The organism is Nonomuraea monospora (assembly GCF_039531895.1).
Lineage (GTDB): Bacteria > Actinomycetota > Actinomycetes > Streptosporangiales > Streptosporangiaceae > Nonomuraea > Nonomuraea monospora.
In genome coordinates this window covers 1-12395 of record NZ_BAAAQX010000049.1, presented here as the reverse complement: position 1 = coordinate 12395, position 12395 = coordinate 1, and the positions used below count along the sequence as shown (strand labels likewise).

The 12395-nt window shown below is 71.2% G+C and carries 10 protein-coding genes; 4 read left to right on the top strand and 6 right to left on the bottom strand.

The window, feature by feature from the left end; all coding sequences use genetic code 11:
- Positions 1 to 9 precede the first annotated feature (9 nt).
- From ABD331_RS53260 to ABD331_RS53240, 5 genes are read right to left on the bottom strand one after another with little or no spacing between them, the layout of a single operon-like run.
- A complete protein-coding gene (locus ABD331_RS53260; protein ID WP_344493937.1) occupies positions 10 to 807 on the bottom strand; it encodes a DUF3050 domain-containing protein in 798 nt (265 codons plus the stop codon).
- Positions 788 to 2488, bottom strand: coding sequence for a class I adenylate-forming enzyme family protein (locus ABD331_RS53255; protein WP_344493935.1), 1701 nt, complete (start codon positions 2486 to 2488; stop codon positions 788 to 790). Before ABD331_RS53255 ends, ABD331_RS53260 begins: the two co-directional genes overlap by 20 nt.
- A 28-nt stretch (positions 2489 to 2516) precedes the next feature.
- Positions 2517 to 3038: a flavin reductase family protein gene (locus tag ABD331_RS53250; protein ID WP_344493933.1), complete on the bottom strand. Its 522-nt coding sequence runs from the start codon at positions 3036 to 3038 to the stop codon at positions 2517 to 2519.
- Between the two features lie 40 nt (positions 3039 to 3078).
- Entirely contained in the window at positions 3079 to 4851 is a 1773-nt protein-coding gene (locus ABD331_RS53245) for a tryptophan halogenase family protein (RefSeq protein ID WP_344493931.1), read from the bottom strand.
- 43 nt (positions 4852 to 4894) lie between these two features.
- On the bottom strand, positions 4895 to 6109 hold the full coding sequence (locus tag ABD331_RS53240; RefSeq protein ID WP_344493929.1) for an FAD-dependent oxidoreductase: 1215 nt from the start codon (positions 6107 to 6109) through the stop codon (positions 4895 to 4897).
- A 304-nt stretch (positions 6110 to 6413) separates the two neighbouring features.
- On the opposite strand from ABD331_RS53240, the gene ABD331_RS53235 reads away from it, so the two are divergent.
- From ABD331_RS53235 to ABD331_RS53220, 4 genes are all read left to right on the top strand, one after another.
- Complete coding sequence (locus tag ABD331_RS53235) at positions 6414 to 6893, top strand: carboxymuconolactone decarboxylase family protein (protein ID WP_344493927.1); 480 nt, start codon at positions 6414 to 6416, stop codon at positions 6891 to 6893.
- A 106-nt stretch (positions 6894 to 6999) separates the two neighbouring features.
- Positions 7000 to 8061 carry a phenazine biosynthesis protein gene (locus ABD331_RS53230; RefSeq protein WP_344493925.1) on the top strand — a complete coding sequence of 354 codons (1062 nt, stop codon included), beginning with the start codon at positions 7000 to 7002 and terminating at the stop codon, positions 8059 to 8061.
- A gap of 45 nt (positions 8062 to 8106) precedes the next feature.
- Positions 8107 to 8880, top strand: a complete 774-nt coding sequence (locus ABD331_RS53225) for an aminotransferase class IV (protein ID WP_344493923.1) — start codon at positions 8107 to 8109, stop codon at positions 8878 to 8880.
- A gap of 171 nt (positions 8881 to 9051) precedes the next feature.
- Positions 9052 to 11211: a LuxR C-terminal-related transcriptional regulator gene (locus ABD331_RS53220; protein WP_344493921.1), complete on the top strand. Its 2160-nt coding sequence runs from the start codon at positions 9052 to 9054 to the stop codon at positions 11209 to 11211.
- A 50-nt stretch (positions 11212 to 11261) separates the two neighbouring features.
- On the opposite strand, the gene ABD331_RS53215 is transcribed toward ABD331_RS53220, so the two are convergent.
- Entirely contained in the window at positions 11262 to 11525 is a 264-nt protein-coding gene (locus ABD331_RS53215; protein WP_344493919.1) for a hypothetical protein, read from the bottom strand.
- Between the last annotated feature and the right edge of the window lie 870 nt (positions 11526 to 12395).

Sequence of the window (12395 nt, the reverse complement as noted above, 5' to 3'; positions counted from 1 at the left end):
GAACCGGAGTTACGGCCGGGCCGCGATGCGCTCGGCGATGGCGTCCCACAGGTCGTGCCTGGCCCCCAGCGCGGTGTTCAGCGTGAGCGCGCACTCGTCCCACTTGACCTGGTCGTCGCCGCAGAGGTCGACGAGCATCTGCATCGCCATCGGCGTGTGCTGCTCGCCGTCGACCTCGATGTGCCGCTCCAGGTAGTCGCGGAACGTTCCCAGGGCGCCGGCGTGCCGGTCCATCCGCATGACCCGGTCGAACATCTCGGGGATGAGGTCCTCCCGGCCGAACGCGAACGCGGCGGCCTGGCAGTGCAGCGGCGCCTCGGCGATGATCCGCCAGGTGGTGCTCACGAAGGCGGCGGCCGGCCGGGGGACGTCCGCGTGGGCCAGCCCGTCGGGGACGGTCCCGCCGGAGCTCAGGTGGGCGATGAACGCCTCGATGGCCGTGGTGTCGGCGCCGGCTTGCCGCATGCCGTCGACGTACAGCTCGAAGTGGCTGATGTAGCCGCCGCCGAGAGTGTCGCTCTCCTCCACCAGCACGATCTCGTTGACCAGCCGGCGGCTGGTCTCCGGGCCCTGCGGCACCCAGGGCACGCGTACGCAGGTGAGCTGCCGCTGGAGGCTCTTGAGCAGGGACATGAAGTCCCAGACGGCGAAGACGTGATGCTCCATGAAGGTGACCACGTCGCCGAGGTCGTTGAGTGAGGCGTACATGGGGTGGGTGAGGATCTTGTCCCTGACCGGCTCGATGGCCTGCTGGAGCCCGTCCAGCCCCGGGTGCGAGATGCCCCACTTATAGCGATTTGTCGACATTTAGTGCTCCAGATGGTGTGGTCGGAATCTGAGACGTCATCGGGCGGGGTTCGGGGAGCACCTGCGCAGGCTCCTCCTCGGTGCCCAGCAGCCCGCGGATCTCCAGCCGCTTGATCTTCCAGGTGGAGGTGCGCGGGAAGTCCGCGAAGCGCCACTGGATCGGGCTCTCCAGGCCGGGCAGCCCGGCCACGGCCGCCGCCCAGCGCCCGCGATCCAGCGGCCGGTCGTGCCGGGTGGCCAGGATGGGCGTGGGCCGCCCCGCCGGGTCCGGCACGACCACCAGCTCGGAGATCTCGGGCAGGCGCTCCATGAGAACGTCCTCGAGCCCGAGGTTGCTGTCGATGTCGTTGATCTTGTCCACCTCGCGGTCCGCCAGGTGGACCCGGCCCGCACGGTCTCGCCAGCCCATGTCGCCGACGTACCACCAGCCGTCGGTGAGCTGCGACTGGAAGCGCTCGTCCTCACCCAGATAGGTGCGGATCCGGCCGCGGGTGCGCACCTCCAGGCGGCCGATCGTGCCGCGCGGCGCCGGTCGGCCCGCGGAGTCGACGACGCGCAGCCGCACGAAGCCGGGCAGCGGGTAGCCGATGCAGCGGCCGTCCATCCGCTCCACGTTGCGCCTGGTGTTGAGCCAGCCGGTGAGCGGGCCGGTCTCGCTCTGGCCGAACAGTTGCAGCAGGGCCGGACGGCGGTGCCGGGAGGCCGACAGCAGCTTCTTGACCGTGCCCGGATGGATGGCGTCGAACGTGCTGCTGTAGTAGCGCACGCCGGCCAGGGGGCCGCGGGCCTCGTCCGCGAAGTCCTCCCACAGCACGAAGTTGTTCGGGTGCGTCTCCACGAGGGCCGGCCTGGTCGTCGAGAGCATCCTGCGCACCGTGGGCAGGCCCGTCTCGCTGATCACCGCGAGCGGGTTGCCGTAGGACAGGAACACGCCGAGGGAGTTGAAGAACCGCGAGTGCACGAACGACATCGCCAGGAGCACCCGCGAACGGTGCCGGACCGGCCAGGCCAGCAACTGCTGGGGCAGCAGGCGGTGGGAGAGCGTACGCGCCGTGTGCACCATCAGCTTGGGCACGCCGGTCGTCCCCGAGGAGTGGGTGATGAGCGTCGCGTGATCGGGCGGCAGGTCGATGGGCGCGCGCCGGGGCTCGCCCGCCAGCGCGGCGAGGTCGGTGAGCCGGGTGCCGTCCAGCCCTGACGGCAGGTCCGGCCCCGCCGGCCCGTCGGTGAGCAGGACCCTCGTCCCGGAGAACGCGCCCTCGCCGGCGAGCCCGGCGAGGTGGGCCGCGTCCGTGACGATCCACGGCGACGACAGCCTCGTCAGCAGGGTCCGGACCACGGAGGGCTCCAGCGCAGGGGAGAGCATCACGGGCACCGCGCCCGCCCTCGCCGCGGCGCAGGCCAGCAGGGGCAGGTCGAAGTTCAGGCCCTTGTAGACGGGGACGTACTCCCCTGCTCCCACGCCGGCGGCCCGCAGGCGGGCGGCGAAGTCGTCGACGATGTCGGCCAGCTCGTCGTAGTCGTAGGTGGTCCGGTCGGAGTCGAGCACGCTCAGCGGCCGGTCCAGCTTGACGGTGGCGGCCGGGTTGCGCCTCGCCGCCTCCTCGAACATCCGCCCGATGCGGAACGTCCGCCGCAGCGCCGTACGCAGGATCGGCGCCAGCGCGCCAGCTCCCATCATGGTTGTCCCCCTTGATCGCTCATGGTCGTCATCCGTCCTGATCGGGGCGCCACGCGGCGAAGCGCCGCAGGCCGTAGAGCAGCGGAGCGCCCGCCGCCCGCGTCACGTCGGTGACCTCGCCGAGCACCACCGCGTGATCGCCGACGAGCAGGCTCCTGGTCACCCGGCAGCCGGCGAAGGCGATGGCGTCCTCCACGAGCACCGGCTGGCCGCTGGCCGCCGAGAACGCCCAGGCGACGTGGGCGAACCGGTCGTCCACCGGCCGGGAGAACAGCTCGGCGACGCGGCGTCCCTCGGCCCGCAGCAGGTTCACCGCGAACCTGCCGCTCTCGTACAGCGCCTCCAGCGTGGAGCTGCGGGTGTGCAGGCAGATCAGCAGCGTCGGCGGGCTCACGGCCACGCTCGTCAGCGACGAGCACGTCAGCCCGCGCGGGAAGCCGTCCGCGCCGGTGCTGGTCACCACCGCGACGCCGGTGGGGAAGCTGCCCATCAGCGCGCGGTAGTCATCCTCCGCGCACGTCTGCTCGCCGAGCTCCGAAGAAACGGCCATGGTCCTCGCTCCGTCCACTGCGATCTCCATGGGCCGCCCGTCACGCACCGCTCTGCCAGAGCCAGCGCTCTTCGCCGTATCCGGTCACCCAGCTGTGCGGCCCGTGGACCAGGCTCTGGGTGAGCTCCGGCCGGGCCTGGAAGGCCGCGAGGGCCTGGCGCTGGGTGAGGGCCCTGGCCACGAGGGCGTCGGCGGCCGACTTGCGGGCCTGCCACGCCTCCAGCGGCTCGGTGCCGGCGACGAGCTCGGCCGGATAGTTCTGGCCGAGCAGCAGGCAGTCGACGCCGTCCAGCTCGTAGAAGGTGGGAGCGGCGGCGCGGGCGAGCCTGCGGGTGATCGGGTCGCGCAGGTGCAGCGGCGCGCCGGCGGCGTAGACGTCCAGCAGCGGCTGGATGCCGGAGACGTCGGTGGAGGTCCAGACCTCCCGCCAGAACGGCGTGTCGCGGCGCCGGTTGTAGCGGTAGTGAAGGGCCAGGAACCAGCGCAGCCCGTCCCAGCGGTTCGCGGTCACCCGGTTGAGCGTCTCGCTGGGCACCGGCTGCTTCCAGGACGCCGGCAGCAGCGGCATCATGGACATGATCGTGAACACCAGCATGAGCAGGCTGCTGGACTCGAGCGGCTCCACGAACGCGTAGGAGTTGCCCAGCGCGATCACGTTCCCGCGCCAGGTCTTCTCGTGCCGTCCGACCCGGAAGCGCACCGTCCTGATGTCGCCGACCGTGCCGTGCTGGCGGATCACCTCGTCGGCGGCCTGGTCACCGGAGATGAAGGCCGAGGAGTACACGTAGCCCACGTGGTCCTCTCCAGGGACCGGGATGCTCCAGCACCAGCCGGCGTCCATGGTCGCGGCCGTGGTGTACGGCTCGATCGCCTCGCTCTGGGTGGTGTAACCGGTGACCGCCGTGTCGGTGAACAAGCTGTCGGCGTAGCTGGTGAAGCCGGTCTTCAGCGCGTCGCCCAGCAGCAGGGAGCGGAATCCGGTGCAGTCGACGTACAGATCGAAGTCGAGGCTTCGGCCGTCGGTCGTCCGCAGGGACTCGATCCAGTCCTCGCCGGACAGGCGGACGTCGCTGATCTGGGCGTCCACGTGGTGGATGCCGCGCTCCACGGCGATCTCCGAGAGGAAGGTGACCAGGGCGCGGTTCTCCAGGTGGTAGGCGAACGGGAGGTCGTCCATCAGCGAGACGTACTCACCGTCGTCCGTGCGGAACACCGGCACCCGGTTGTGCAGCATGAACAGCGACTGCAGGGTGTACGCGTTCGGGTCGTTCCTGGTCGCCATCGAGCCCAGCACCCCGATCGAGTTGGCGCCCCAGTCGAAGGGGGCCATGATCCCGTCGGGGTAGGGGCCCCAGTCGAACTTGATGCCCAGCTTCCAGGTCGGCTTGACCCGCTTGAGGAAGTCCAGGGCGTCGATGCCGAGATAGTGGTGCAGGAACGCCAGCAGCGGCGGCGTGGTGGCCTCGCCGACGCCGATGACCGGGATGGCGCTCGACTCGACCAGCGTGACGTCCAGCCAGGGCCGCTTGGCCCGCAGCGCCAGCGCCACCAGGTAGCCGGCGGTTCCGCCGCCGATCACGCCGATACGGCGCACGGCATGCGGATCGTCGGGGTCGGGGCGGGGCGCCTCGTGGGAGAGCGCGGCGCGTTCCCGGTCGGGGACGCGGGAGCGGAACATGCTCGCGCCGTTGACCTCGGGGCCGGGCAGCAGGCTGGACAGCGTCCCCGCCTCGGCCCCCGGCATGGTGCCGGCCAGCAGATTGATCTTCTCCGACCAGGTCAAGCCCTGGCCGGCCGCGGATGTGCTCGTCATCTGTGCGTCTTCTCTCTCGAACCAGCGCTTCGTCCGGGGAACGTCAGTACAAGCCGCCGCGCAGCGTGATGGGCCCGCGCGGACCGTAGGGTGCCTTGTCCAGCCACGCGCCCAGGCGCGGCAGCCGCGAAGCCAGCCGGGCGGCGCCGGCCTGGGCCAGCCGGGACCAGGCGGACTCGGCGCGCAGATGCCGCAGCGCGCCTTCGACCCGGGCCCGGTTGTGCCGCGCCGCCTGCCGCCGCACCGTGTCGTAGTCCTCGACCACGCCTCTGGCCCGCTCCACGCCGGTCGAGCGGAGTGCGAGGCACACCGCCGTCGCCGCCGCCTCGGCGTCCGCGATCGAGCTGTTCATGCCCCGCGCGCCCAGCGGGGCGAACAGATGCGCGGCCTCCCCTGCCAGCAGGACGCGCCGATGCTCGTCGGTGAAGCAGGTGGCGACGCGCTGCAGGCAGGGATAACGCGACACCCAGAGCACCCGCTCCGCCTGCTCCCGCGAGACCACCCGCGGCAGCCACCGGCGGACGGCATCGGGGTCGCTCAGCGCCTCGCCGTCCGCCGGGTCCCGGCACTGCACGTCCACCTGGACGCCGCCGGTGAACGGCACGATCAGCAGGTTCCGGCCGTCGAGCGCCGGGTGCCGGTAGTGCAGGTGCCGCTCCGCCGGCGCGCCGCCCGGGTCCTCGCCGGACAGGTCCACCGCCACCCGGTAGTCGCTGGAGCGGCCACCGTCCATCTCGATCGGGATCGACGTGCGGACGGCCGACCGCGCCCCGTCCGCGGCGATGACGTAACGAGCCCGCCACTCGCCGCCGTTCTCCGCCCGGACGGTCACCCCGTTCGGATCGGACCGGACCGAGACCACCCGGGCTCCCCAGACGGGCTCCACCCCGGCGGCGCGGCACGCGCCGAGCAGGAACCGCTCGGTGTCGAGCTGCCGCAGACTGGCGTACGGCGGCAAGCCACTGACCTGCTCGGTGTCATAGCGACGGGCGTAAACCTCCTTGCCGCGGTAGAAGGTGCGCGCGACCTGCCACAGGATCCCGAAGCCCGCGATCTTCTCACCCAGTCCAGGGGCCAGCCGCCCCAACCGCTCCAGCGTCTCCTGGTGCACGAACAGCGCCCGGCTGCCCGGCCGCTCCTGGTCCCGGGCATCCGCCTCGATCAAGGTCACCTCGACGCCGAGCGACCGGGCGGCCAGAGCGGCGCTCAGGCCGGCCGGTCCTGCGCCCACGACCAGCAACTCCTGCTCATGGCTCATCGATCGGGCCCTCCTAGTCGGTGATCCCCGCCGCTCGCACGGACAGCCCGGACCGCTGATCGGCCAAGGGGGCGAAGAGCCGCTCACCCCCGTGCTCGGGGTGCGGCAGCGGGGCGTGGAGCCGTCGCTCACGCAGTTCAACAGGCGCGAGGCCGACAAGTCCACTACCTAATTGAGTAGTGGACGCGCAGGGGACCGCCTTTTATGGTGAGGCCGAGAGTTCACGAGAGCAGCCGTGTCAAGTCAAATGACTTTCCCCGGTGCGGTGCCCGTGTACATTCCGGCGACCTTCCGAAGGAATTCCATGACGAGTCAATTCGCGCGGCTGCCGCTGTTTCAAATCGCCCGCGAGAGCTATGCGGCCATGGGCCGGTTCGCGCAGACCGTGACGCAGAGTGCGCTCCGGTCAGGGGTCGAGGCGGAGGTGGTCCACCTCGTGAAGATCCGGGTCTCCCAGGTGAACGGCTGCGCGTACTGCATCGACATGCACATCATCGACGCGCACGCCGCGGGGGTCACCGCCCAGCGGGTCTACCTGCTGGACGCCTGGCGGCACTCACCACGGTTCTTCTCCGAGCCGGAGCAGGCCGCACTCGGCCTGGCGGAGGCGCTCACGCTGCTCGGGACCGACGCGGTGGACGACGACGTCTACCAGCGGGCTCGCAAGCACTTCAGCGAGGAACAGACCGCCCACCTCATCTTCGTGGCGACCGTCATGAACGCCTGGAACCGGCTGGCCATCTCGGCGCGGCTGGCGCCCGGTGGCTACAAGGGCCGTTCGTGAGCGGGAACCCGCACCTCCTCAGCCACACACCCGCCTGCAACCCGAATGCCCCCGAGTTCCACGCCCGCAAATCACACGCCCGCAACCCGAACGCAGGGAGTAGAGCATGTCCGCGGTAGACGCGCACGCGCCGGCGACGGAGCTGGGCCGGCACCTCCAGGAGACCCTCGACTGGCACTTCGACCCGGCGACCGGGTCGAGATTCTGGCTGGAACTCGCCGGCGGGCTCGGCTTCGATCCGCGCTCCGACATCCGGTCCATCGCGGACCTGCGGCGTTTCCCCGACGTCGGGGAGCTGCTGCGGACCGTGCCGGCCGAGGACCTGATCCCGAGGGGCGGCACGGGCACGTACGAGGTGTTCGACTCCGGCGGCACGACAGGCGCGCCCAAGCGCGTCGTGGACGCCACCTCCCGGGTCGCCAACGCCGACTGGTGCGCCGACGTGCTCGACCTGCACGGCTTCCCCGCCAGGGGGAACTGGCTGCACATCGCGCCGTGCGGGCCGCACGTGGTCGGCCGTACGGTCCGGCGGATCGCGGCCCGGCGGAACGGGCTGTTCTTCACCGTCGACATGGACCCGCGCTGGGTGAGGAAGATCCTCGCCGACGGCCGCGGCGACCTCGCCGACGAGTACGTCGAGCACGTGCTGGACCAGATGGAGGCCATCGTCGCCACCCAGGACATCCGGGTGCTGTTCATCACCCCGCCGATGCTGGAGGCGGCCTGCGCGCGCCCCGCCATCTACGAGCCACTGTCCGAGCGCCTCGAAGGGCTGCTCTGGGCGGGCACCTCGGCGGGGCCTGAGACGCTGCGGCTCATCGAGGAGACGCTGTTCCCGAAGGCCAGGGTGTGCGGCATCTACGGCAACACCCTGATGGGCATCGCGCCACAGCGCCCCCGCGAGCCCGGCGACGAGCAGCCCTGCGTCTTCAGGCCCTACCACCCGGCCTCGGTCGTGGAGATCGTCGACCCGGACACCCGTGACCTCGTGGCCTACGGCGAACGCGGCCAGGTGCTCATGCACCTGCTCTTCCGCGACATGTTCCTGCCCAACATCCTCGAACGCGACACCGCGCTGCGGATCGCGCCCGGGGCGGGCGACGTGGTCGACGGGATCGCCTCCGTCCTGCCCATCACGACCGAGGAGATCGTCGAAGGGGTCTACTGAGGCTCACCGGTCGCCGGCCGATCAGAAGGAAGGTGCCGTTCTGACATGATCAGTGTCTTCGCCGGAGGCGAGTTCGTCGCGGGCGAGCCGATCGATGACGACCTGCTGGTGGCCGACTCCTGGCTGGTGGCGGACGGTGCGGTGCGTTTTCTCGACGACCACGGCCGCCGCTTCCGCGCGGCCTGCGAAGCGGCGGCCCTGTCAGGAGACCTGGTCGCCGCGATGTGGCGGGCGGCCGTCGCCGCGTTGCCGCGTGACGGGGTCTGGTTCCCCCGCGTCGAGCTGTCCGCCTGCGGCGAGCTGCGGTTCCGCCTGCGTACGGCACCGGCCAGGGGCGAGCCGCTGGCCGTCTGGGTCCGGCCGCCCGGAGACCCTCGGCGGGTGCCCCACGTCAAGGGGCCGGACCTGCCCACTCTCGCCCGCCTCCGGGAGGACGCCCGTCGGCACGGCGCCCATGAGGCACTGATCACCGCTGCGGACGGGCGGGTGGTCGAAGGCGCCACCACCAGTCTGCTGTGGTGGGAGGGCGACACCCTGTGCGTCCCTCCGAGCGAGCTGCCGGCGTTACCCGGAGTGACGACCGCGCGGCTCCAGCGCCGGGCCGCCGAGCTCGGCATCCCCGTGATCCACCGGCGCCGGCGCCCCCAAGACCTCGCGGGCCGCGAGACCTGGCTGGTCAACGCACTGCACGGCATCCGTCCCGTGCGGCGCTGGGTGGCGCCCGAGATCCTCCACCCCGGCCCGGCCGAGAAGGCGCCGTCCTGGCAGGCGTGGCTGGCGGAGCAGGCGGCGCCGCTGCCTTCCCGGCCCGCACAATGAGCGGCGCAAGAGTCACTGAGAAAGAGACGCCTTTTCGTGGTGCCCGGCAAATCCACGTCATCCGTGACGGGCGCTCGCACGAATTGGTGTCAGGACGGGCAGAAAACCGATGGGGGGCGGCACACGATGTCGGTCGGTTTTGACAATAGCGAAAAACAAAGATGGCGCTCGTTGTACGAGGTCCTGCGGCAGGCCGGGCCTGGCTGGACGCTGATGCTCCTGACGCAGGAGGGCGAGCCCGCCGAGACGCTGCACTCGGTGGTGGCCGCGGCCCGCGGGCGGGGCATGCACGTCCTGCACCGCTCGCAGCCCTCCGACGCGGAGCCGGGTCCGGTGGCCGCCGCCGCCGTGGCCCAGCGGAGGGTCTGGGGGCTGGTGGTCGCGCCGCCCGGCCCGATGCAGAACGAGGCGAACCTCGAGACGAACTTCGAGGCGAACCTCAAGGCGAACCTCGATGCGAACCTCGATGCGAACCTTGAGGCCAACCTTGAGGCCAACCTTGAGGCGTCCGCCGACACCCTCGCCTACGCCGTACGCGAGATCCTGCCGGTGTCCGCCCAGGCCGCCGTCAAGCTGGCGGATCGGCTTCTGGACAAGCTGGACTCCCGCAACCCCGCCCTCGCGCCTCACCTGGTGGCCGTGGTGGACGCCCACCTCGCCGACGGCCGGCTGACCGGAGCCGGGGCGTTGTTGCGCGAGAGCCTTCTTCGGCCGCTGCCCGACGAAGTCGCCACGGAGCTGCGTACCCGGCTGGTCCACGTGCTGGTCGCGAGCGGCCGGATCGCCGAAGCGATCACCGTCGCACAGGCCGTGCCGCCTGAGCCCCCTGAGCCGCCTGCGCCTGTGCCGCCTGGGTCGCTTGAGCAGCTCGTACCTGCCGCGCCGCCCGAGCAGGCCCGGCACGGCGGCGGCCGCGACGACGCCCAGGCCGCACTGACGTTCGCTCTCTCCCTGCGCAATCCCGAACGAACCGCACGACGAACGGCGACACCACAAATCCCAGGAACGGCGGCACCGCACACCTCAGGAACGGCGGCACCGCACACCTCGGGAACGGCGGCACCGCAGACCTCGGGAGCCGCGGCGGCGATGACCACGTCCATGCTGGCCTCAAGCGCGTGGCGGCGCGGTGACGCGGCACGGGCCATGCGGCTCGCCCGGCAGGCCGTCGCGATCGCCGACGACAGCGCCCCGCCGGTGTGGCGGATGCTCGTCCGGCTCGCCTACGCCCGCAAGCTCATGAGCGGCGGCCGGTACTCCGAGGCCGGCAGCCACATCGAGCGGGCCGCCGGCGAGCTGTCCCGCCCCGGCGCGCCCAGCGTCTACGCCCCGGCCCCCGCCATCGCCCGCGCTGAGCTGCTCATGCGCACAGGCGACCTGGAGCAGGCGCTGGAACTGGCCGAAGTGGCCCTGCGCACCGCCCGCGAGATGGACGCCGGTCTGCTCCTCCCACTCGCCCACGCGGTCCTGGCCGAGGCGAGCCTGAGGATCGGCGACCTCGACAGAAGCCGCTGGCACGCGGACGTCCCCGACAAGCTGCGCGTGGCAGGCCGGCCCCACCTGTGGCCGGTGCACCCGGAATGGATCCGGGTGCGCATCGCCGCCGAGTTACACGGCCCGCAACACGCGACCCGCCTCTTCGCCGCCGAGCACACCGACTTCGCCGCGTACGGGCCGCTGCTGCTCGACGAGCCGAGCGCGGTCGTCTGGCTCACCCGGCTCGGCATCGCGGCCGGTGACGGCGGGCTCACCGGCCGGATCCTCACGGCGGTGGAAGGGCTGGCCCGGCGCAACCCGCAGTCCCACCGCCTCTCCGTTGCCGCGCGCCACGCCAGGGGGCTGCACGAGAAGGACGTGACGGTGCTGCGCTGGGCAGCCGCCGAACATCCCGACCCCTGGGACCAGGCCGGCGCTCTCGAAGACCTCGGTGCCCGGCTCGCCGCCCCGCCCGCCGCCGACCTCATCGAGGCTGCCCGGCGCTACCAGTCGGCCCTGTGCCTGTTCGAACGGATCGGCACCGTACGCGACAGTGAGCGCGTGCGCGTCCGACTGCGGAGGCTGGGACAGGAGCCGGTGCCGATCCGGCAAGGGCAGTCCTTGTGGCGCGGCTTCAGCGAGACCGAGTGCCTCATCGCGCTGCTGGTGAGCCAAGGGCTGACCAACCACCAGATCGCCGGCCGGATCTCCCTGTCGGCCCACACCGTGAACTACCACCTGCGCAAGATGTTCCGGAAGGTGAGTGTCAACTCGCGCGTCGAGCTCGCCCGCCTCGTCAACGAAGCCGGCCGTGACTCCCTGGCCATCCCCTGCGCTCCACGCGCCCTGCCCTGACGTCGGGACGAGGCAAGTTCGCCTGGTCACCCCGAATGACGCCAGAAATATCAGTGCGCCGCTTGCACGTCATTCATCCTCTCGCGGGCGGCGCGCCGGGTCCGGGCTGCCTCGACCTTGCAAGCCCTGCCGCAATAGCGGGCATTGGCGCGCTTGCCGTGCGGGATGACATGCCCGCACTGGACGCAGCGCGCCTGCGCGACCACAACGGCGGGTCGCTCGGTCCCGGCGAGGCCGCGCCAGGCCCGGCCCAGGGCCGCGACCGCTTCATAGTCGGCGGCGAGCTTCTTACGGGCCCGGTAGGCCTTGGCCACACACGCGGGGCCGCAAAACCGCCGCCTCCTCGGCGCTGAGGGCGGCAGCAGGTTCGGGCACGGCCGCCAGGCACAGCGCCGCCTGCTGCCCCGTCCGGTGTACGCCTTTCCCGCTGTGGTCATCTCCACCTGCTTGTCTGCGTACGGATCAGGCGTCGAGGTCCTCACCCATGCTCCTTAGAACCCCTGTGGCGCACCACAGCCCCTTCATCGCCCATCCCGCCATCCTGCCGCGACCGGGCGCCCGAAGCAGCCCCTTCACCACCAGCAATCACACACCGTAGTGAAATCGTCACCACATGGTCGGCTGGCGGAGGGGCATGACGACCATGCGGGAGTCCATGGTGGGGGCTTCTATCCTGCCGGAGATCACGGCCCTGACAAACGCAATCGCCGGCCCTCCCGAGGGAGAACCGGCGACCGGAAGATAGTCCGTTGTCCTGTGTGCGCCCTGTAGCATTCGAACCTACGCACCCGGCTCCGGAGAGGGCTGCAGCTTTCCTAGGCGGCACCCCCTTGGCATGCGGAAATGCGACCGTACCAGCTCGGTGCGACGCCGCTGGTCCACAATGGGTCCATGCTCGGCCTGTTTCCCTAGCTTCTGGTGCTGCGTGCCTCTGCGGCACCCAGAGGACGGTGGTTCCGATAGAAGATTGATCGCCGATGTCAGGCCGATCACATTCACAGGGTGAAGGCGTAGCGTCTTCTGGGCGTGACGGATGGCGTCCGGTGCGGTACGACCGGGTATGCGGTGCGGGCAACGAGGGCGGGTGCAGCCGCTCGGCTGCCTGAAGCTGTACCCGCTCGCGTCGCTCCTGCTCCAGGGGCGTGGTTCGAGGCCAGGGAGTCGGCCAATACGGTCGCGGCATG

Coding starts and splice junctions, on each gene's coding strand:
- ABD331_RS53260 (WP_344493937.1), bottom strand. CDS start 807: ATGTCGACAAATCGCTATAAGTGGGGCATCTCGCACCCGGGGCTGGAC.
- ABD331_RS53255 (WP_344493935.1), bottom strand. CDS start 2,488: ATGATGGGAGCTGGCGCGCTGGCGCCGATCCTGCGTACGGCGCTGCGG.
- ABD331_RS53250 (WP_344493933.1), bottom strand. CDS start 3,038: ATGGCCGTTTCTTCGGAGCTCGGCGAGCAGACGTGCGCGGAGGATGAC.
- ABD331_RS53245 (WP_344493931.1), bottom strand. CDS start 4,851: ATGACGAGCACATCCGCGGCCGGCCAGGGCTTGACCTGGTCGGAGAAG.
- ABD331_RS53240 (WP_344493929.1), bottom strand. CDS start 6,109: ATGAGCCATGAGCAGGAGTTGCTGGTCGTGGGCGCAGGACCGGCCGGC.
- ABD331_RS53235 (WP_344493927.1), top strand. CDS start 6,414: ATGACGAGTCAATTCGCGCGGCTGCCGCTGTTTCAAATCGCCCGCGAG.
- ABD331_RS53230 (WP_344493925.1), top strand. CDS start 7,000: ATGTCCGCGGTAGACGCGCACGCGCCGGCGACGGAGCTGGGCCGGCAC.
- ABD331_RS53225 (WP_344493923.1), top strand. CDS start 8,107: ATGATCAGTGTCTTCGCCGGAGGCGAGTTCGTCGCGGGCGAGCCGATC.